The sequence below is a fragment of the Psychroserpens sp. BH13MA-6 genome, from assembly GCF_052983595.1.
Map to the genome: position 1 here is coordinate 22,159 of NZ_JBRJGE010000003.1, position 21,172 is coordinate 43,330.

General features: G+C 36.4%; 19 protein-coding genes and 1 other RNA gene. 5 read left to right on the forward strand and 15 right to left on the reverse strand.

Features of this window, described 5'->3' with window-relative positions; genetic code table 11:
* Positions 1-6: 6 nt before the first annotated feature.
* Complete coding sequence (locus ACU8DI_RS07160; protein WP_447112085.1) at positions 7-729, forward strand: head GIN domain-containing protein; 723 nt, start codon at positions 7-9, stop codon at positions 727-729.
* A 67-nt stretch (positions 730-796) separates the two neighbouring features.
* On the opposite strand, the gene ACU8DI_RS07165 is transcribed toward ACU8DI_RS07160, so the two are convergent.
* The 7 genes from ACU8DI_RS07165 to ACU8DI_RS07195 form a co-directional block, all read right to left on the reverse strand.
* The gene (locus ACU8DI_RS07165) at positions 797-1,528 is read right to left on the reverse strand and encodes a hypothetical protein (RefSeq protein ID WP_447112086.1); all 732 of its coding nucleotides are present in this window, start codon (positions 1,526-1,528) and stop codon (positions 797-799) included.
* A gap of 31 nt (positions 1,529-1,559) precedes the next feature.
* Complete coding sequence (locus ACU8DI_RS07170; RefSeq protein WP_447112087.1) at positions 1,560-2,951, reverse strand: MFS transporter; 1,392 nt, start codon at positions 2,949-2,951, stop codon at positions 1,560-1,562.
* A gap of 69 nt (positions 2,952-3,020) precedes the next feature.
* Positions 3,021-3,851, reverse strand: coding sequence for a M48 family metallopeptidase (locus ACU8DI_RS07175; protein WP_447112088.1), 831 nt, complete (start codon positions 3,849-3,851; stop codon positions 3,021-3,023).
* Positions 3,852-3,950: 99 nt separating this feature from the next.
* Entirely contained in the window at positions 3,951-6,356 is a 2,406-nt protein-coding gene (locus ACU8DI_RS07180; protein ID WP_447112089.1) for a glycoside hydrolase family 31 protein, read from the reverse strand.
* Between the two features lie 155 nt (positions 6,357-6,511).
* The gene (gene glgB / locus ACU8DI_RS07185) at positions 6,512-8,419 is read right to left on the reverse strand and encodes a 1,4-alpha-glucan branching protein GlgB (protein WP_447112090.1); all 1,908 of its coding nucleotides are present in this window, start codon (positions 8,417-8,419) and stop codon (positions 6,512-6,514) included.
* Positions 8,420-8,422: 3 nt separating this feature from the next.
* Positions 8,423-10,054: a maltokinase N-terminal cap-like domain-containing protein gene (locus tag ACU8DI_RS07190; RefSeq protein WP_447112091.1), complete on the reverse strand. Its 1,632-nt coding sequence runs from the start codon at positions 10,052-10,054 to the stop codon at positions 8,423-8,425.
* A gap of 1 nt (position 10,055) precedes the next feature.
* The gene (locus ACU8DI_RS07195) at positions 10,056-11,993 is read right to left on the reverse strand and encodes an alpha-1,4-glucan--maltose-1-phosphate maltosyltransferase (protein ID WP_447112092.1); all 1,938 of its coding nucleotides are present in this window, start codon (positions 11,991-11,993) and stop codon (positions 10,056-10,058) included.
* A 160-nt stretch (positions 11,994-12,153) separates the two neighbouring features.
* Between ACU8DI_RS07195 and msrB the strand changes: the two genes are divergently transcribed.
* From msrB to lpdA, 3 genes are read left to right on the forward strand one after another with little or no spacing between them, the layout of a single operon-like run.
* The gene (gene msrB, locus ACU8DI_RS07200) at positions 12,154-12,636 is read left to right on the forward strand and encodes a peptide-methionine (R)-S-oxide reductase MsrB (protein ID WP_447112093.1); all 483 of its coding nucleotides are present in this window, start codon (positions 12,154-12,156) and stop codon (positions 12,634-12,636) included.
* Between the two features lie 53 nt (positions 12,637-12,689).
* The gene (locus ACU8DI_RS07205; protein WP_447112094.1) at positions 12,690-13,244 is read left to right on the forward strand and encodes a DUF1572 family protein; all 555 of its coding nucleotides are present in this window, start codon (positions 12,690-12,692) and stop codon (positions 13,242-13,244) included.
* Positions 13,245-13,301: 57 nt separating this feature from the next.
* Positions 13,302-14,678 carry a dihydrolipoyl dehydrogenase gene (lpdA, locus tag ACU8DI_RS07210; RefSeq protein ID WP_447112095.1) on the forward strand — a complete coding sequence of 459 codons (1,377 nt, stop codon included), beginning with the start codon at positions 13,302-13,304 and terminating at the stop codon, positions 14,676-14,678.
* Between the two features lie 55 nt (positions 14,679-14,733).
* Here the strand turns inward: lpdA and ACU8DI_RS07215 are convergent, their stop codons facing one another.
* From ACU8DI_RS07215 to ACU8DI_RS07235, 5 genes are all read right to left on the reverse strand, one after another.
* A complete protein-coding gene (locus ACU8DI_RS07215) occupies positions 14,734-15,219 on the reverse strand; it encodes an outer membrane beta-barrel protein (RefSeq protein ID WP_447112096.1) in 486 nt (161 codons plus the stop codon).
* Positions 15,220-15,250: 31 nt separating this feature from the next.
* Positions 15,251-15,673 (reverse strand): type II 3-dehydroquinate dehydratase, encoded by a 423-nt coding sequence (gene aroQ / locus ACU8DI_RS07220; protein ID WP_447112097.1) that lies wholly within the window; start codon positions 15,671-15,673, stop codon positions 15,251-15,253.
* A gap of 83 nt (positions 15,674-15,756) precedes the next feature.
* Positions 15,757-16,356: an OmpW family outer membrane protein gene (locus tag ACU8DI_RS07225; RefSeq protein WP_447112098.1), complete on the reverse strand. Its 600-nt coding sequence runs from the start codon at positions 16,354-16,356 to the stop codon at positions 15,757-15,759.
* 197 nt (positions 16,357-16,553) lie between these two features.
* On the reverse strand, positions 16,554-17,120 hold the full coding sequence (locus ACU8DI_RS07230) for a porin family protein (RefSeq protein WP_447112099.1): 567 nt from the start codon (positions 17,118-17,120) through the stop codon (positions 16,554-16,556).
* 164 nt (positions 17,121-17,284) lie between these two features.
* A complete protein-coding gene (locus ACU8DI_RS07235; RefSeq protein WP_447112100.1) occupies positions 17,285-17,797 on the reverse strand; it encodes a porin family protein in 513 nt (170 codons plus the stop codon).
* A 253-nt stretch (positions 17,798-18,050) separates the two neighbouring features.
* Here ACU8DI_RS07235 and xerA point away from each other — a divergent pair, with 253 nt between their 5' ends.
* Positions 18,051-18,959, forward strand: coding sequence for a site-specific tyrosine recombinase/integron integrase (gene xerA / locus ACU8DI_RS07240; RefSeq protein ID WP_447112101.1), 909 nt, complete (start codon positions 18,051-18,053; stop codon positions 18,957-18,959).
* Positions 18,960-19,070: 111 nt separating this feature from the next.
* On the opposite strand, the gene rny is transcribed toward xerA, so the two are convergent.
* The 3 genes from rny to ACU8DI_RS07255 all read right to left on the reverse strand — a co-directional run bounded on the left by rny (position 19,071) and on the right by ACU8DI_RS07255 (position 21,159).
* Entirely contained in the window at positions 19,071-20,648 is a 1,578-nt protein-coding gene (gene rny, locus ACU8DI_RS07245) for a ribonuclease Y (RefSeq protein WP_447112102.1), read from the reverse strand.
* Between the two features lie 54 nt (positions 20,649-20,702).
* A non-coding RNA gene (gene ssrS, locus ACU8DI_RS07250) (6S RNA) lies at positions 20,703-20,810 on the reverse strand.
* A 55-nt stretch (positions 20,811-20,865) separates the two neighbouring features.
* Entirely contained in the window at positions 20,866-21,159 is a 294-nt protein-coding gene (locus ACU8DI_RS07255; RefSeq protein ID WP_447112103.1) for a cell division protein ZapA, read from the reverse strand.
* Positions 21,160-21,172 lie beyond the last annotated feature (13 nt).

Sequence of the window (21,172 nt, forward strand, 5' to 3'; positions counted from 1 at the left end):
AAAACTATGAAAAAAATAATATGCATCGCCGTAATCCTATTGAGCAGTACGCTAATCCATGCCCAATGGGGAATTGATAAAATTAAAGGCAATGGTCAAATGACCACAGAAAATAGATCAACTTCAGATTATGAGGGCATAAAATGTGCTGGTAGCTTTGACTACATTTTGGTATCTGGCCCTGAAGGACGAATCACTCTAGAAGGCGAATCTAATTTATTGCAACATATTGTCACTGAAGTAAAAAACGGACAATTACACATTAAAACTGAAAAAGGCAAAAGCTTAAGGCCAAGTAATAATAAAACCATAAAAATTACCATTCCATTCAAGGATATTAATCACGTATCACTTTCTGGCTCTGGAGATCTTTGGAATACAGATACCATTTCATCCGATAACTTAGAGGTTTATTTGTCAGGTTCAGGAGATATCATTTTAGATGTTCAAACGAATGATGTTTCAGGAAAAGTGACTGGCTCAGGTGATTTAACGCTGAAAGGTCGCACGAAACATTTAAGTGCTGGTGTCACTGGGTCAGGCGACTTTCACGGTTTTAGCCTTCAAGCAACTGACACCGATGTCTCCGTAACTGGTTCAGGTGATGCAGATGTGGTGTGTAATGGCCGTTTAAAAGCGAGGGTCACAGGATCCGGTGATATTGAATATAAAGGAAATCCAACACATAAAGACACTAAAATTACTGGTTCTGGTAGTATTGACAATTAAGTCTACTAGCACAAAAAAAAGCTACTGATTGATTTTCAGTAGCTTTTTTTTTATTTCAATTTTAGAATTACTGCTTTGTATAAACGAAAGTTAAATCATCATTTTGTACAATGGTTTGATCTTCACTAATAGCGAAGAATCCTTCCGGAACAAAAATTGACAATTGATTGCCAGACAGGGTCCATTCTAAATCACTACTACCATCAGAAATAGTGACTGTATTATTATTCTGAGTCCATGTCACATTCGAAACCTCTGTTTCTTGTATACAATTAACAATATAATCGAATGAATCTGTTGTTCCTACTTCTATGGACACATCTATTTCAGCATAAGACGTTGAAGTAACGACAGCGGTACCATCAGCATTAAACACAATGGTTTCGTTGTTGTAGCAATCCATTTCATCTAGTAAATTAAAGCTTTCGGTGCCATCATTATTGAGGTCATAGGCCTCATCAATAAGCCATGCTGTTAATAACCAAGTACCTTCCACATCTGATGATTGCTGATTTTGATCTGTACAATCTCCTAAGGCTTCAATTGCAGCCTGTAAACTTCCATCCTCATCACCACAAGCTTGAACTTGTGCCTGGAGCGCATTTCTATACGCCACACATAACTGTGTATAGTTATCTGCATTCACACCTAAAAAATTAAGTGCTGCATCTGCTGTATTTAAGACTGCCTGTTCACAAGAAGTTCCTCCAGTTTGAAGGCCATCGTCTATAGGTTCGTCTTCACAAGACACCATCAATAGAATAACAAATGGCAATAGTAACAATAATGATTTTTTCATATTAAATGGAAATTGGGTTTTTACAAACATACTAATTTATTTGTTTCTTTTCTTTTGGTACTCTATACAATAATATGATTCCAACTAAGAAAAATAAAAATAGGAATAAAATGGCATTTCGCATACTTCCTGTAATCTGATCAATGGTGGCAAAAATGACCATGCCAATAACGATCCCTATTTTTTCAGCAACGTCATAAAAACTAAAATAAGACGTGGTGTCTTCAGTTTCTGGTAAGAACTTTGAATACGTTGATCTTGCCAACGATTGTATGCCTCCCATGACTAAACCTACTAAGGAAGCTGCGATGTAAAAATCTGTGGATGTTTGCATGAAATAAGCATAGACACATAAGGACATCCAGACAAAATTAACAACGATCAATGTTTTGATATTTCCAAATTTGGCGGAAGCCTTAGACGTTAATATAGCTCCGATAATGGCTACCAATTGAATGACTAATATACTGATGATTAATCCTTTTGTCTTGGCTTCTGTACTTCCCCATGCTATTTCTTCTTCGCCGAAATAAACAGCTACCAACATAATGGTTTGAACCGCCATACTAAACACAAAAAATGCAGCGAGATACCTTTTTAATCTCAGATCTTTTTTCAGCTCTATCCAAACGAGCCTCAATTCTTTCAATCCGTTAAATACAATTTCCTTGGTCACTTTATGACCTTTTGAAACACCTTTCGGTAAAATATAAAACGTGTATTGGCTAAATAGAATCCACCATAGACCAACTGTAATAAAAGCGACTTTCATGGCTTCAAAAGACGCGGCATCTTTCGCTTTTTTTAAGGCATCTGCAATTTCAACCTCAGTGCCAGTTTGCCTTAAAGTGTCATCAATACTAATATCAAAACCAAACCATTGAGGCAGCATTACCATAAGCAAATTGATGATCAGTAATATCACACTTCCAATATAGCCCATACTAAAACCCTTAGCACTAATACTATCTTGTTGTTCAGGAAAGGCGATATCTGGTAAATAAGAATTATAGAAAACCAAACTTCCCCAATAACCTATCAAACCCATAAAATAAAATAACAGGCTTAAATGAATATGATCTAAACTAAACCAGTACAAGCCAATACATCCTATACCACCAACATAACAAAAGAACTTCATAAAGTTCTTTTTGTTCCCGACATAATCGGCAATACCTGATAAAATTGGTGATGTAAATGCCACAACTAAAAAGGTAAAAGCAGTGACATAAGTGATAAGCGCCGTACTCTTAAACACCATGCCAAAAGCTGGAACCGTTTTTTCTACTTGAGAGATAAACAATGCGGAATAAAATATGGGAAAAATAGATGAGGCAATGGTTAAGGTATACACTGAATTTGCCCAATCATAAAACGCCCATGCATTGAGCAATTTTTTACTTCCTTTCTCCAAATGTGCCATAGTGTGTCATTAAAAAAGCTGCCCAATATTGAACAGCTTCTAAATTACTATAATTTTTAGTCTTTGCAATTAAAATTTGCCTAAAGGTCTATAGGAATCAACACCAAATTTCTTAGCCTCAGCTTTCGCTTTTGGTGCCCATTTCTGTAAATTCTCAATTCTGGTATCATTGGAAGGGTGTGTACTTAAAAACTCTGGTGGCGCTTGTCCGCCACTATTAGCCTTCATACGTTTCCATAGCTCTGCTGCTTCACTAGGATTATAACCAGCAATTGCCATTAGGTATAGTCCAATTTCATCTGATTGGGTTTCATGACTTCTACTAAATGGCAACATCACACCTACGTTACTACCAACACCATAGGCTTGATTAAATATATTTCTTGTTTGCTCATCCTTAATAGCAACATTCCCAGCTACGGCACCGAGTTGTTGTAACATACCTGCACTCATACGTTGTTGTCCGTGGTTAGCTAATGCATGAGCAACCTCATGACCCATAATCGCTGCAATACCCGTTTCGTTTTGAGCAATCGGTAAAATACCTGTATAAAACACAATTTTACCTCCTGGCATACACCAAGCATTCACAGTGGGGTCATTCACTAAATTGTACTCCCATTTGTAATCTTCTAAATAGCCTTGATGACCATTCGCGTTTAACCAACGTTCGGCAGCCACAGCGATACGCTGTCCCACTCGTTTAATCATTTCGGCATCTGAAGTACCAGTAACCACATTATTTTCAGTTAGGAATTGGTCATACTGAGCAAAAGCCGTTGGAAATAATTGTGAATTAGGCACTAATGCCAAGGTTTTTTTACCCGTAAATGGGTTGGTAGCACATGACAGGAACAACGCAATGGTTCCAATGGCTACTAATTTATTTTTTATACGCATAGTTAAATAGATTTTTATAGTGTTAGCTAAATTTACGAAATGATTCCATTTAGTTGGACACTATCCATTATAATTTTGTCACATTTGAAAGGAGAAAATCTACTTTCCTATTAGATGTAATTCTGTAAAATCTTTGTCTACAGTCATCTTAGAGACACCATTTGTCTTAATATGATCTAAAGGAATACTCACGTTGTCCAACTGGATTTCATTAATATCAAATGGTAAACCATGAATTCGCAATTCAAACGATTTATATTGGGCCTCAAATTTACCTTCCTTGTGCTGTTGAATAATTAATTCGTTAGACTTACCAAGCAATTTAAAAGTTCTAAAGCTGTATCGGCCTTTGGTATAATCGTAACCATCATGTGCATCATCGAATAAATGGGAACTTTCTTTTCCTTCTTTATAATACACATCTAAACCAACAGTTTCAATGTTTTTCTCACCCACATACTGTTGTTTTGGATACTTTGGAATGATGGCTCCTTCCTTAATAAAAATAGGCATACTATCAATATCAGCGTCTACCCACATTTCCTTTCCTCCTTTTACAATACTATCTGTCCAAAAGTCATACCATTGTCCGCGTGGAATATACATTCGACGACCTTTAGCGTTTGGTTCAAGGACAGGGCAGGCTAAAATTTGATTTCCAAACACAAATTCATCAGTGCGATAATGGGTTTGTACGTCTTCCTGATCAAATAGCACTAATGATTTTAGTATAGGCGTTCCATTTTCCACATAATCCCAAAACGTTGTATATAAATATGGTAGAAGCTCGTAACGAATATTTATGAATTTACGAACAATATCAGTGACGTCATTGCCAAATGTCCATGGCTCTTGATCACCATGATCGCCCGATGAATGAACTCTGAAGAACGGATGGAAAATTCCTAACTGAATCCATCTCGTAAATAATTCCCCTTGTGGCTGCTCTGCAAAACCACCAATATCGCTTCCTGCAAAACTAAACCCAGACATCGCCATTCGTTGCGCTTGCACGTTGGCAATCCAAAGGTGTTCCCAGGTTGCCACGTTATCACCTGTCCAAGTAGAGGTATAACGTTGTGTCCCAGAATAAGCAGCTCTCGTTATTACAAACGGTCTTTTTGGATAAGCAAACTTTTTTAATCCTTGATAGGTCGCTCTAGCCATTTGCATTCCATAAATATTATGGGCTTTTCTGTGGCTACATGGATTTCCGTCATAATCATGACGTACATCATCTGGAAACGTTTTGTTAGGCACTTCCATCACAGCGGGTTCGTTCATGTCGTTCCATACGCCTTTGACGCCAATATCTTCAATAAGTTCTTTAAACAAGCCTGACCACCATTCTCTTACCTCTGGATTTGTAAAATCTGGAAAGTGACACTCTCCTGGCCAAACTTTTCCTTTCATATAAGGACCATCAGCACGTTTACAGAAATAATCATTATCCATAGCTTCTTGAAACACCGAATAATCTTTATCAATCTTGATGCCTGGATCGATAATGACCACCGTTTTAAATCCATCATCAGCCAACTCCTTAACCATGCGTTTCGGATCTGGAAAATAGGATTCACTCCAAGTAAAACATCTAAAACCTTCCATGTAATCAATATCTAGGTAAATAGCGTCACATGGTATTTCAAGTGTTCTAAATTTTGAAGTAATTTCCTTCACTTTTTCTTCCGGATAATAACTCCATTTACATTGATGAAAGCCCAGTGCCCACAATGGTGGCAACAAATGTGGCTTCCCTGTAAGATCTGTGTAGCTCTCAACGACTTCTGTCATTTGTGGTCCATAAATGAAATAATAATTCATTTCGCCACCTTGTGCCCAAAAGCTTGTGACGTTTCTGCGTTCTTGCGCAAAATCAAAAAATGAACGGAAGGAATTGTCAAAGAATATTCCATAGGCGCGATTGTGATGTAAACCTGTGTAAAATGGAATTGCCTTGTAAATTGGATCTGTATCTTTTCCATAGGCATAGGAATCTGTTACCCAATTCTCATAGCGCTTTCCCTTTAAGTTTAAATGATTTGGCTTATCTCCTAGTCCAAAGTAACTCTCGCCATCATTAGAGACCTTGCTCATTTTTACAATGTTACCACCCTTTTCGTAGCTCTCTTCCCAATGAAATCCAATTTCATCTTGATTAATCGCTAAACCGTCAGCGGCATCAAATAGTTGCACTTTTAAATTGTCTTTATCGATGTGACAAATTAATTTAGACGTGGTTATTTTATAATGGGATTTAAGCTCCTCTATTTCTAAAAGGTTATAGCCTGTACTTGCATATTTCGTTATGGCATAGGAAAAATCATTTTCAAATTTTCCAGTAGTCGTATATCTAAACCTTAATACGCTATCCCTTAAAACAGTTAACTGAAGTATGACATCATTTTCAGTCGTAAAGTAAAGTGTATCTACATCCTTTTTAAAATGGATGATTTTGGAAGGAAACAAATTCCCTTTATTTTCTAATTCTGTATTTACAATCATATGAAAGGTCTTGTGTAAAAATCATGTAAAAAAAAGCAAAAATGCGGACGTAAAAAAGTGTTAGGCATTGATATTGTACCGAATTATTAACTACAACGATTTCGGTTATGGACACCGTTTGATGTTATTCCCAAAAACACCAATGATCCAGAAAATTAGAGGTATTTAAAAGCGACCATTCCGAGCGGTGGAATCACAATTTCTACGGAATCGTCTCTAAACTGCCAAGGCTTTTTCTCAGATGTTAATGAGGTATTCTTAAATTCACCACTACCAAAGAAAGTTTTCAAATCACTATTAAAAACCTCCTTTAATTGCCCTTTTTTCGGAAGTCCGATGCGATAGTTTTCTCGTGCAACAGGTGTCATATTACAAGCTACAATCACATCATCTTTACGCTTTTCACCCTTTCTGATATACACCAACACCGAATTTTCAGCATCGTTATAGTCTATCCATTCAAAACCTTCTGCGGAAAATTGCTTTTCATATAAAGCAGGTTCTGATCTATAAAATGTGTTCAACGCTTTTAATAATTCTTGTACACCTGCGTGTGGTTGGTACTGAAGCAAGTGCCAATCGAGACTTTGTTGAAAATTCCATTCCTCACTTTGACCAAATTCTGCACCTTGAAATAGCAAATTCGTTCCAGGATGCGTAAACATGTAACTGTACAATAATCGCAGATTAGCGAAACGCTGCCATTCATCACCAGGCATACGACCTAAAATGGAATGTTTTCCATACACCACTTCATCGTGACTTAGCGGCAGCATAAAATTTTCGGTAAAGGCATAGGTCATCGAAAATGTTAAGTCATTTTGATGATGTTTTCTATAAATAGGTTCTTTAGCAAAATATTGTAAGGTATCGTGCATCCATCCCATCATCCATTTCATTCCAAATCCGAGTCCACCTAAGGACGTTGGTTTTGAAACCATTGGAAATGAGGTTGATTCTTCAGCAATGGTTTGGACATCTGGAAACATACTGTACACCGCTTCATTCATTTCTCGTAAAAAGGACATCGCTTCCAGGTTTTCTCTTCCACCAAACATATTAGGTTCCCATTCTCCTTCGTCTCTACTGTAATCTAAGAAAAGCATAGACGCAACAGCATCTACTCGTAAACCATCGGCATGGTATTCATCCAACCAAAATATCGCATTACTAATCAAGAAAGACTTTACTTCATTTCGACCATAATTGAAAATCAAACTTTTCCAATCTGGATGATACCCTTTGCGTTTATCAGGATGTTCATAAAGATGTGATCCATCAAAAAAACCGAGGCCATGAGCATCTTCAGGAAAATGCGATGGTACCCAATCTAATATGATCCCAATATCATTTTGATGCAGTTTATCGACAAGTAATTTAAATCCTTCAGGATATCCAAAACGTGATGTTGGTGCAAAGTAACCTGTTAGTTGATAACCCCAACTTGGATCGTAAGGATATTCCATGATTGGCATCAATTCAACATGTGTGAAATTCATGTCCTTGACATAAGTGACGAGCTCATTTGCTAAATCCTCATAGGTTAAAAACGTATGGTCTTCTAACCGTCGTTTCCATGACCCTAGATGTACCTCATAAATGGAATAAGGTGCATTTAAAGCATTGTGCTTTTGTCGCTTTTTCATCCATTTAGTATCCTTCCACTTATAAGGTTCATTCCAAACCACTGAAGCCGTTTTCGGTGGGTGTTCGCAACGCCTCGCATACGGATCTGCTTTTTCTGTTTTGATGTCGTTATTATGACTTTGTATTTTATACTTGTAAATACTGCCTTTGCCAACATGTGGTATAAATCCTTCCCAAATACCACTTTCATCCCATCTTACATTCAGCTTGTGCTCCCCTTCTACCCAAAAATTAAAATCACCAATAACCGAAACCATTTTAGCGCTAGGTGCCCAAACGGCAAAATAAGTGCCTTCTACACCATCAACAGTGATGATGTGAGAGCCCATTTTTTCATAAAGCTTGTAATGCTTTCCAGATTTAAAAAGATTGATGTCAAAATCGGTAAAAAGACTATGTACTATTACTTCTGCCATAAATTAATCATTAATGATATTAGAGATTCCTTTCAATGGAATCACTGCCCAACGCGGACGTGAATTTAATTCGTAACCCAGTTCGTAAACCGCTTTTTCAAGCATGGCATATTTCAGTAAAAATATCCTTTCTTGATGGTAACCAATATTTAAGTTCGCTGCTTGTATTTTATCTACATAGGTTCCTAAAAATACCCCTTTTAAGTATTGGTATAAAATTTCACCTGCGGCAAACAAATCGTCCTGGGAATGTTTATACAATTCCACATTGTTAAAAATCGTTGCATAAATAGCATAATGGAATGATCTAAATAAACCTGCCACATCCTTTAAAGGTGGCTGTTTGACCTTTCTATCACGAATCGTACTTTCCGGTTCGCCTTCAAAATCCAAAATGTAAAAGTCATCATCTTTGACTAATACCTGACCCAAATGATAATCGCCATGTACACGAATGCGTTCACCTTTCAATTTGGTCCAATCAAAATTGACAAAGCGCTTTCTAATATCATTCTTTCTCTCTAAAAATTCATTCGCTAATTCTAATGCTAAGCCATCTAATTTATGTAAGCTATTCTCAATAGTATTCAAACGATTTTGAAATTGGTAAAGCAATCTATTTTTTAACCATACGGTATAATCACCATTAAAATGAGTTGGTGTAAAAGCCGTATCCTCAAATTCACTACCTAAAGCAATATGCATCTCAGCAGTTCGCTTGGCGAGTGTTTGAATTTTCGTAAATACATTTAGTCCTACCCAATCAATAATCTCTGGTGGCACATCTGTAATTTGTAATCTGCCAAAATCTTCCGTTTTTGGCAATCGCTTCACCTGAATATTTTTGTACTCTAAATTAGAAAACACCTTATGGAACTCTTTCAACATATATTCCCAAGCATCACCTTGATTTTCTACCATCTCTTGCATAAGACCAATGGTAATATTTACGTTTTCATGATCCTTGATTTGGATACTCCCAAGGTACGCAGGTGTGTTTTTAAAGTCCTTTTTATCGGATAAAAAGCGACTCATCTCATAATCTGGATTTCTGTCGGCATAGATCCGTCTAAAAAACTTTAAGACATATTTTTCATTATAGACAATAGAGGTGTTGCTTTGCTCCATTCCCATATATCTTGAAGACTCATAAGTACAATCGTTGAAATTTTCACTTTTATGATATCGAACACGTGTTTTATCCTTAGGAATCGCTGTTAAAATACGTTCAAAGACTACTTTTCTGAAAGCTTCCAAATTAATAGCATCGATAATAAAACCTTCTTGGTCTCGAATACTAATGGGTAGAATCCTATCGTCTTGAGCAAAACTCTCATCAGAAACAAAAGCAATCGGTAAAAAGTAATGTTGGTAAAAAGCCTCTGTGAAATTCACTTCTAAAATAAGGCCATAGTACATTTCGTCATGCTGCTGAATTCTAAAATATTCAGAAAGTTCAATGTATTTCATCTTACTTGCCTTGCCACCATACCAGCGTTGTTTTGAAATATAAGTTTCCAAGACATCCGACAAAAATACCTTGATGAATTCTTCATTTTCTAGAAGTTCCTCCCATTTATCATTGAAATTATAAGGTGGTTTCAATGCCGTTGCTTTTATGTCCTTTTTAGCCATTTTACTTGTTTATCTTAAAAATATGAAATGGAAGTGTCGGATGCAACTCCACGAAATTCCATTCATGATCCCAGTTGTAGCTACTTCCCGTCACTAAATCTTCCATACGCAATTGTTGGCCTTCGTGAACGCCTAAATCACTTAGTGGTAATTGCACATTGCCTTGTTGCGCATAGTATTGATCCAGACTAATCACAATCAACAATTCATTTGTTTTCTCTTGATTCCATTTGTAAAACGCCATTAAATTATCATTTTCAATATGACAAAACTTTATGTTATTAGTCTGCTGCAAAGCCTCATTTTGATGGCGAATAGCATTTATTTTTGAAATCAATAAGGTCAATTTATTTTCAAGAAACCAATCATAATTTTTAATCTGAAATTTCTCAGACATGTAATATTCTTCTTTTCCCGGAATGGCCTCACTAATCATTTGCTCGAAGACGGGTCCATAAATACCAATACTAGAACTTAAAGTCGCTGCCAAAGCATAACGTTGAAGATATTTAGATTCGTTAGCGCCTTGCAAATGATAGGGATTGATATCTGGTGTGTTAGGCCAAAAATTAGGTTGCATATACTCACGTTGATCCGTCTGCGTCAATTCGGTCATATATTCAATCAATTCATGCTTATTATTACGCCATGTGAAATAGGTGTAAGATTGCGAATACCCTTCTTTGGCTAGTCGTTGCATCACTTTTGGCTTGGTAAAGGCTTCGGCTAAGAAAATCACATCCGGATGCTTTTTTTTCACTTCGGAAATGAGCCAATTCCAAAAATAATAAGGTTTGGTATGCGGATTATCAACACGGAAAACATGAATACCACAATCTATCCAATAGAGCATGGTGTCCAGACATTCTTTCCAAAGGTTTTTATAATCCTTACTTTCCCAATAGATTGGTAAAATATCCTGATATTTTTTAGGCGGATTTTCGGCGTATTGAACCGTCCCATCTGGTCGCCATTTAAACCAATCTGGATGTGCGGTTACCCATGGATGATCTGGTGCTGCTTGTAAGGCATAATCCATGGCAATTTCTATATCTAATGCTTTGGCCTTTTTTATGAGGCGCTTAAAATCACTGATAGTTCCTAATTGCGGGTGTAAATCTTTATGACCACCATACTTGGAGCCAATTCCCCATGCGGAACCTACATCGTCGTTTTGAGCTTCAGTGGTATTATTTTTACCCTTTCGATTCACTTCGCCAATTGGATGAACTGGCGGAAAATATAAGGTGTCAAATCCCATTTTAGCGACTCTTGGCAAAAGGCGTTCACAATCTTTAAAAGTTCCGTGTTGCCCTTCTTCCTCTGCTGCTGAACGTGGGAAAAACTCGTACCAGGTACTAAATCTCGCCTTTTTACGATCCACATACACTTGTAAAGCTTCAGTCTCATTGGCTAGGTGCTTTTCAGGAAAATTTACAAATAGCTTGTGTAGTTTATCACTTTTTGCTTCAGCAATGGCTTCATCATATTGCGAAGGTTCTTTAAATATGTCTATGCAATGCTGAACATAGGCTTTATCAGCTTTTGTTACACGGGTCAATAACGGTTCCAAATAAGTCACACCTTCAAGAAGTTCAGACTTCACGTGTTGATTATCAGCAATCTTGCGTTCAATACCATGTTGCCAATTCAATGCATAATCAACCCACCCTTGTACTTTATAGTTATAAAATCCTTGTTTTGACACAAAAAATGACGCCTTCCATTCGTCATTAATGACGTGGTGCATTCTCACTTCACTCCACTGACGTTCTTTTTCATGCTTAAACAAAACTGAAGCTGCTATCACATCATGACCATCCACAAGAACATGTGCATCCACATTCACAATTTCATTAACAATACGTTTTATAAAGAATTCTCCACCATTAATTTGAGGTGTCACTGCATCGATGACGACGCGCTGTTGTTTTTGCATTTTGTTGGTTAATTGTTTAATAGGAATGTGAAATTACTAAAAATCGTTGCAATTTTCATCAATATATTAATAATATCAGTTAAATATTAAATTTATAACGTTTTCGTAAGTTCTTAACTATTCTTTCGACTATAAAAACTGTAAACATTATATTTATAACATGAAAAAATTAGCGCTCCTATTTGTTGTCATCTTATGTTTCAGTTGCAACTCATCAGCCCAAAAACAGCAAGAAAAAAAAGACAAAGAATTTCCAGTTACAAAGACTGAAGAACAATGGAAAAAAGAACTTACAGCCGATCAATATTATGTGCTGAGACAAGAAGGTACAGAACGCCCTTTTTCTAGTCCGTTAAATAAAGAATACAGTGAAGGCGTTTATCATTGTGCCGCTTGCAACACACCCTTGTTTAAGAGCGAGCACAAATTTGATTCTGGAACTGGATGGCCAAGTTTTGACAGAGAAATTGAAGGTAACGTAGAATTTTCAACCGATTATAATCTAGGGTATGCTAGAACTGAAGAACACTGTGCGACCTGCGGTGGACACTTAGGCCATGTTTTTAATGACGGTCCGAGAAAGACCACAGGCAAACGTCATTGTATTAATGGTGACGCCTTAAAATTTGTTCCATCAAAATAACTGGTATTATTTAAGACAATCCGTGTTATTATAACGAACTCAAAAAAGAAACCATGGAGACATCTTATCTCACCAGCATTGTCAAACAGTTTAAGTATTACAAATCCTTAGGGGATCAAACAATCGCTCAATTCAATTTTGATCAGCTAAAAAAAGAAGTTGTTGAAGACACCAATTCTGTAGCGATTATCATCAAACATATTTCCGGTAATATGCTAAGTAGATGGACCCATTTTTTAACAGAAGACGGTGAAAAACCTTGGAGACAGCGAGATGATGAGTTTATCGATCATTTCAATTCTAAGGAAGAGCTCCTTTCAGCTTGGGAAGCAGGATGGACATGCCTTTTTAATGCTTTAGAATCTTTAAACAGCCAACACCTTGAACAGTTGATCTACATTAGAAATCAAGGCCATACTGTCACAGAAGCGATTAATCGTCAATTAGCCCACTACGCTTACCACGTCGGACAAATGGTTTTTTTAGGGAAACTTTTAAAAGGAAAAGACTGGATGTCACTTTCAATACCTAAAGGAAAATCAGAGACTTACAATCAGGAGAAATTCCGCCAAGAAAAAGGTCGCAGACATTTTACGGATGACCTTTAATATTACGATTTGGTTTCGTAACTTCGTAACCTCAAAATTTCAATTAAAAAAAGACTCATGAGTAAATACGATATTATTGTACTTGGTAGTGGTCCTGGAGGCTACGTAACAGCAATTAGAGCATCGCAATTAGGCTTTAAAACTGCTATTGTAGAGAAAGAAAGTTTAGGTGGTGTATGTTTGAACTGGGGCTGTATCCCAACCAAGGCTTTACTGAAATCAGCACAGGTTTTTGAATATTTAAAGCATGCTGAAGATTATGGGCTTTCTGTAAAGGAGGCTAGTCATGACTTCGATGGCGTTGTTAAACGCAGTCGTGGTGTCGCTGATGGTATGAGCAAAGGTGTTCAGTTCTTAATGAAGAAAAATAAGATTGATGTTATTGAAGGATATGGCACCTTAAAAACAGGTAAAAAAATTGAAGTTGATGGCAAAGAATACAGTGCAGATCATATCATTATAGCGACTGGTGCTCGTTCAAGAGAATTACCAAGTTTGCCGCAAGACGGTAAAAAAGTTATTGGTTACCGTGAAGCAATGACCCTAGATAAACAACCTAAAAAAATGATTGTCGTAGGTTCCGGAGCTATTGGTGTTGAGTTTGCGTATTTCTACAATTCGATGGGTACAGAAGTTACCATTGTAGAATATATGCCGAATGTCGTTCCTGTAGAAGATGAAGATGTTTCCAAGCAATTGGAACGCTCTTTTAAAAAGAGTGGCATCAACATTATGACATCTGCAGAAGTCACCAAAGTGGATACCTCAGGATCTGGTGTAAAAGCCACCGTTAAAACTAAAAAGGGAGAAGAAGTTCTAGAAGCTGATATTGTATTATCTGCGGTAGGTATTAAATCCAATATTGAAAATATCGGTCTTGAAGATGTAGGTATTGCCACTGATCGCGATAAAATTTTAGTGAATGATTATTACCAAACTAACATTCCTGGATATTATGCTATTGGTGATGTAACACCAGGACAAGCACTTGCTCACGTAGCATCTGCTGAAGGAATTCTATGTGTGGAAAAAATAGCTGGTCAACATGTTGAGGCCCTTGATTATGGAAATGTTCCGGGTTGTACGTATTGCTCACCAGAAATAGCAAGCGTTGGACTCACAGAGAAACAAGCGAAAGATAAAGGCATTGAAATCAAAGTTGGGAAATTTCCTTTCTCAGCTTCAGGTAAAGCCAGTGCTGGTGGAAATAAAGATGGTTTTGTCAAAGTTATTTTTGATGCTAAATACGGTGAATGGTTAGGCTGCCACATGATTGGTGCTGGTGTGACTGATATGATTGCTGAAGCCGTTTTAGGACGAAAATTAGAAACAACAGGTCATGAAGTCTTGAAAGCTATCCACCCTCACCCAACCATGAGTGAAGCGGTTATGGAAGCTGTGGCAGATGCCTATGACGAAGTCATACATTTGTAAGAACCATCCACTGCAACATATAAAGCGATTTGAATATTCAAGTCGCTTTTTTTTGTTAAAACTTATAGCCAGCTCCTAAAAACAAGCCGTTGGGAGCCACTTCATTAAATCCTAATACAAATTTCATATGCAGATCTAAGTGATTAGAAAGATTATAGGCCGTTGCAATATCGCCTCTTACTTTTAACTTGTTATTGAAAAAATCGAAGAAATAATTAAGACTCGGGCCTGCTAAGAAGTCTAATCGATCCGATAATCGAAACTTAGCATATATTGGCGCATTGATAAATTGGAAATCCGTTAAACTGATATATAAAACTTCTGGTTGAATGGACACAAACTCGTCGACTTCAAAATCGGCAAAAACGCCACCATAGTATCCTACTTCCGTTTCAATATTATTACCAAATTGTGCTTCAGTGACCTTAAAAAAGGTCAAATTTAATCCGCCTTTCACACCAAAGTTCACAGGAGATTGTGACAAAGCTGTCAGCATTGAAAAAAAGCAGCAGGAAGTTACAAGTATTTTAGTCCATTTCATTGAGAACATAACGTATTTATCCTATCAAATATTATGTGCTTAAAAAGCTCTGAATTGCCAATTCATAACTTTGCAATCCAAAACCCAGAATTACACCTCTGGCATTTGGTGAAATATACGATTGATGTCTAAATTCTTCCCTTGAAAACGTATTAGAGATATGGACTTCCACAACAGGCGTTTCTATAGCTTTGACCGCATCACCAATGCCTACAGATGTATGGGTATAGGCCGCTGCATTTAATATAATACCGTCATAATTGAAACCAACCTCGTGCAGTTTATCTATAATCTCACCTTCTACATTAGACTGAAAATGTTCTAAAGTAATTTCAGCATATTTGTTCTCTATGGTATTGAAAAAATCTGTAAACGAGAGGTTACCATAAATATTGGTTTCACGCTTTCCTAATAAATTAATATTTGGGCCGTTGATGATAATGAGTTGCTTCATAGCATAAAGATATTAAAATTAAAGCATAAAAAAGCCGAAGCATGTGCTTCGGCTTTTCATATTAAGCTTATTATTCTATGTCATTAGAATTTGTAAGTCACTCCAAAGTTGATATCTGATAAATCTAAGTTCAATCCAAAAGTGTTTAATGCTTCAGCTCCTTCAAAATCAGCTTTTGAACTTGTGTAAGACAATGCTCCAATTGACGCTCTTAAAGATAAACAATCAGAAACGAAATAGTTAACACCTGGTGAAACAGCAATTCCAAAACTATTAGTTTTTAACTCCTCATCAATTCCTTCGAACTCTTCTTTAGAACTTACGTAAGCAACTCCTGCTCCTAAAGTAAAAGAAAATTGATTAGATGGCGTGAAAAAGTAAGTTGCACCTACACCAGCACCAAATTGTGATTGCTTATCTTCTGCATCTCCTACTTCTTGTTTTTGTGATCCAAATAATAAATTGAATTCTAATGCAATGTTATCAGAAATAAAGTATCCTACTGCAGGTGAAAACGTTAAGTTGTTTTCTTTTACTTCATCTTGTGATGCACTGTTAAATCCAACAGTTCCAGAAACGTAAACATCTCCTTCTGCAAACCCACCAGTTGTGTTCTCATCTTGTGCATTTACATTTGTAAATCCGAATACTGCAATTGCAGCCATAAGTAATAATTTTTTCATAATAATTAAGTTTTAAAAATTTGGTTTTCCATTTAATTGGTCGGCAAATATAGATGTTGGAAACTTAACAAACAAGAAAAAACGCATTAATTAATGCATTTCATCGATAAAAATATGTATTTCAACGAGTTGCAACCCTAAAAACGTCGGATTTTAAAAAGTGATCGCTAGGAAGTTATCATTCACATATGTGCTTGTTAGAAGCGGTAACCCAGACCAATAAACAAATAATTAAACTTGGCTTGAACATTCGTGTCATTTAACTCCGCAATATCTCCATTCAAACGATTAATAAGTCCAAATGAATAACGTGCATCCAGTATAAGTTGCTCAGTGATATCGAAGGCTGCACCTAAGCCAATTCCGATTCCTAATCGTTTTAGACCTTCTGAGGCTTCCGCATCTAATAAATAATCAAACTGAGGGCCAGCCATCAGGTGAAAACGATCATTCACATGAAATTGAGCTAAAATTGGTAAGAAGAGTATATCTGTACTCTCGCCATCCTGACTATAACTTCCATATAATAATTCGGAATGAATTCCGAAGGCTTCGGAAATTGACAAATCACCAAAAACACCAACGTAAAATCCAGAGACATCTTCAGATACGGTGATATTATCTACATTAATTCGTAACACAGTTGATGAGAATCCGGCTTTAGCTCCAAAAGTCATTTCAGAACTATTATCAGTAGCTTCTTGAGAATGTCCTATTAATAGTCCCATAAAGATTGTAAATACAAGTGATATGTTATTTTTCATAAGATATTAGATGTAATAATTTGATTGACTTTACTATAAGGAAAGATAGATGTTCGGTTATTATTAAACAAATAAAAGGGAGCTGTTTTAAAACTTTAACAATGATCATTAAAAAAAGGGAGACTGAAACAGTCTCCCTTTTTTTATTAACTTCTTAGGTGTGATTAGAATTTATATCCAACACCAATATAAAAACCGCTTAATTTAGCAGAAACACCATCAGGAGCATCTTCAACTAAATTAGCTAAACCTAGACTATATCTAGCTTCAACTAAGAATTGTTCTGAAATATCGTAAGAAGCACCTGCTTCAATACCATAGTTAAAAGAACTAAAACCTTCAGCAGAATCTGTTAAGATACCTAATGCTGGACCAGCTAAAATGCTAAACTCTTCAGAAACAGAATAGTTTGCCATTAATGGAATGTGAATTTCACTAGCATCTGTAACTGAAACGTACATAACTTCTGGTTGGAATGCAAACTCATCAGAAAGTCCGATTTGTGCAAAAACACCGACATAGAAACCTGTTTCAGAACCTGTAGCACTGATACCTTCTACTTCAACTTTACTAGATGCTAAATCAACACCAGCTTTAGCTCCAAAAGTGGTTTCTTGAGCAGTTACATTCGTTAATCCAAAAACTGCAACAGCAGCTAATAACATTAATTTTTTCATAATTAAAAGTTTTAAAATTGATTAGTACAAACTAAATACTTTTTTTTTAGATTATAAACATTTTTAAGCATGTTATTAACAATTTTATAAACATTTTTTAATAGACTCTTGATTTACAGTCTCTTAAATTCAGACATTATTAACATTTTTCCTTTAAAATACGGCAAATGGCGTATGTATTATTAACTTAAAAGCCAGGTTTTTATAGTATTTTTACACAAGAAATTCTTCTATTAAATAGTAAAACAACCCTATGAAGTGGCAATATGCACTGACTGATTACGTACATTATCTTAAAATTGAAAGAGGTTTGAGCGCTAATTCTATTAGTAATTACCGCATGGATGTTGAAAAACTAATCCACTTTTTAGAAGATAAAGAGGATAAGGCTTCACCCATCGACATAGATCATGAAACGATTCAGTCTTTTATATATGAAGCTTCCAAACAAATCAATCCGAGATCGCAATCGCGTTTAATTTCGGGATTGCGAAGTTTTTTTAGTTATCTAGTGTTTGAAGATTACAGACAAACCAATCCTTTAGACCTCATTGAATCGCCTAAACTTGGTCAGAAACTTCCGGATACCTTATCCATTGATGAAATTGATGCCTTAATACGAGCTATTGACCTCTCCAAAACTTATAACAACGTATGTATCGGTGAACGCAATAGAGCGATTTTAGAAACACTTTACAGTTGTGGTTTACGTGTTAGCGAACTGATTAACCTTACATTGTCTGATTTATTTTTTGAAGAAGGATTCATAAAAGTAACAGGTAAAGGCGATAAACAGCGCTTTGTTCCCATCGGAGAAACCACACAAACATATATTAATATTTGGAAAGGTATTAGACAACATATGTCTGTGCAACCCGAAGATAAAGACACCTTGTTTCTAAATAACAGAGGTAAAAAATTAACGAGGGCCATGATTTTTACCATTATTAAAGATCTCGCCAAAGCCATTAACCTCAATAAAGTCATTTCTCCGCACACCTTTAGACATTCATTTGCGACACATCTCTTAGAGAATGGTGCAGACCTCAGAGCCATTCAGTTAATGTTAGGACACGAAAGCATTACAACCACTGAAATCTATATGCATGTTGACCGCTCACACCTGAAAGAAGCCCTACTGACCTACCATCCAAGAAAATAATAAATTTTTGTGGAGCGTACACTAGATGAAGGTAGTACATTTACATTATCCTTTAATAATAAAAAAGCACTCTTATGAGAGTGCTTTTCATTTAAGGCGTATTGACACAATTTATTTAGCAATATTAACGGCCCTTGTTTCTCGGATCACGGTAACTTTCACCTGACCTGGATAGGTCATGTCTGTTTGTATTTTCTGTGAAATTTCAAATGATAAGTTTGCAGCTTGTTCATCAGAAACCTTTTCACTTTCAACCATGACCCGCAATTCACGTCCTGCTTGAATGGCATAAGCTTTATTGACACCATTAAATCCGAAAGCCACATCCTCTAAATCTTTCAAACGTTGGATGTAGGAATCTAAAACTTGTCGTCGCGCTCCTGGTCGCGCTCCTGAAATAGCATCACAAACCTGTACAATCGGTGATAATAAGGTCGTCATCTCAATTTCATCGTGGTGCGCACCAATCGCATTACAAACTTCTGGTTTTTCACCGTGCTTCTCTGCCCATTGCATCCCCAAAATAGCATGTGGTGTTTCCATATCGGCTTCTGAAGAAGGTACTTTACCAATATCATGTAAAAGACCTGCACGTTTCGCTAGCTTAGGGTTCAATCCTAATTCTGCTGCCATGACACCACAAAGTTTAGCAACTTCACGCGAGTGTTGCAGTAGATTCTGCCCATATGACGAACGATACTTCATACGTCCAACTAATTTAATGAGTTCTGGGTGCAACCCATGAATTCCTAAATCGATAACCGTACGTTTACCGACCTCGACAATTTCTTGTTCAATTTGCTTCTGAGTTTTTCTAACCACTTCTTCTATACGCGCTGGATGTATTCGTCCGTCGGTCACTAATTTGTGAAGTGATAAGCGCGCAATTTCTCGACGAACAGAATCGAAGCAAGATAGGATAATGGCTTCTGGCGTATCATCAACAATGATCTCAACACCTGTAGCTGCTTCAATCGCTCGGATATTTCGACCTTCACGTCCAATAATTCGTCCTTTAACATCATCAGATTCAATATTAAAAACAGAAACACAGTTATCAATAGCCTCTTCCGTGCCTATCCGTTGAATGGTATTGATAATCACTTTTTTAGCTTCCTGTTGCGCTGTCAGTTTTGCTTCTTCCAAGGTGTCTTGGATATAGCTCATGGCATCAGTCTTTGCTTCGCCTTTAAGCGACTCCACTAATTGTTCCTTAGCATCTTCTGCCGATAATCCAGAGATCACTTCTAATTGTTTAATCTGGCTTTTATGTGCTTTTTCTAGCTCCTCTTTTTTCTTTTCAAGAAACTCAAGCCTGAAGTCATAATCCTTTATTTTAGCTTCTAAAGATTGATTGGCTTTCTTAGTTTTAGAAAGTTCGCTTGACACCTGTGACTCTTTGTCTCTAGTGCGCTTTTCAGCTTCTGCCATTTTTTTATCTCTAGATAAAATGACTTTTTCGTGTTCCGCCTTTAATTCAATAAATTTTTCTTTTGCTTGTAATATTTTATCCTTTTTAATGGATTCACCCTCACTCTTAGCCTCTTTCAATATTGAATTAGCTTCGCTCTTCGCATCCTTAATTAGTTTTGACGCATTATTTTTTTCAAGTGTTTTTGCAATTATATATCCGAGTACTACACCAAGTACCACGCCTCCTACAATCATTAAAATTGTGTTCGTTTCCATGTTTAGTTAGTTTTTATGTATAAAAAAAGCCTACATCAGTTTTGGATTCTGTATAAACTCCTTAAAAACAAGTTTAGGGCTAACAAACTGATCAAAAATCTGCTCAAAGGCAGCCCGATTTTACAGCTTAAACTCACCCTTTTTAAAGAATTAACGTTGAGTTTATCAAAAAATAATAACTAATGTAGGCAGTAACCTATGTTTATTTAAAAGAACGTTATGCACTTAAGTGTTCATGAAGCAAGTCATTTAAAGCATTTAGCTTGTCCTCTACTTCTTCGCTCACACTGGCTTTATCTATTTTTTTCTGTTCCACTTGAGACGCAAATTGCAAAGCACACATGGCTAAGACATCTTGCTTATCCCTTACGGAATAGTTTTGCTCAAACTGACCAATCATGGCTTCAATTTTCTTAGCTGCTTTTCGTAGTCCTTCCTCTTGACTTGGCGCAATCGTTAAAGGATATACTCTGTTCGCTATAGATAGCTTTATTTTAAGCTGTTCTGCCATTCATTTTATTTTA